The sequence below is a fragment of the Streptomyces sp. GbtcB7 genome (genome assembly GCF_019091445.1).
Lineage (GTDB): Bacteria > Actinomycetota > Actinomycetes > Streptomycetales > Streptomycetaceae > Streptomyces > Streptomyces mirabilis.
The window spans coordinates 1-271 of record NZ_JAGXJM010000288.1 but is presented as its reverse complement, the minus strand read 5'-3'; the positions used below and the strand labels follow the sequence as shown (position 1 = coordinate 271).

General features: G+C 68.6%; 1 protein-coding gene. It reads right to left on the bottom strand.

Annotation, left to right across the window (positions count from 1 at the left end):
• A partial coding sequence (locus KVT44_RS56115) for a hypothetical protein (RefSeq protein WP_217576989.1) occupies positions 1 to 271 on the bottom strand: 271 nt, incomplete at both ends.

Below are 271 nucleotides of genomic sequence, written 5' to 3'. Positions count from 1 at the left end.
CGGCCTTCGCGGTGGGGGAGCCGCTCGGGCCCCGGTCCACCAGCGAGAGCATGTCCTTGGGCGGCGGGTCGTCGCTCTGCCCCGTGGAGAACTGGACATCGGCGAGCTGGAGGATGTCGCCGCCGTTGTTCTTGGTGACGACGAGCCGGAAGTGCTGGTACTCGACGGGGCTCGCGATGTCGTACGACTTCGTCTGGAACCGCTCGCCGAAGGACCCGCCGGAACGGGTGTCGAGGCTCTTCCAGTCCTTGCCGTCCGTGGAGCCCTGGAG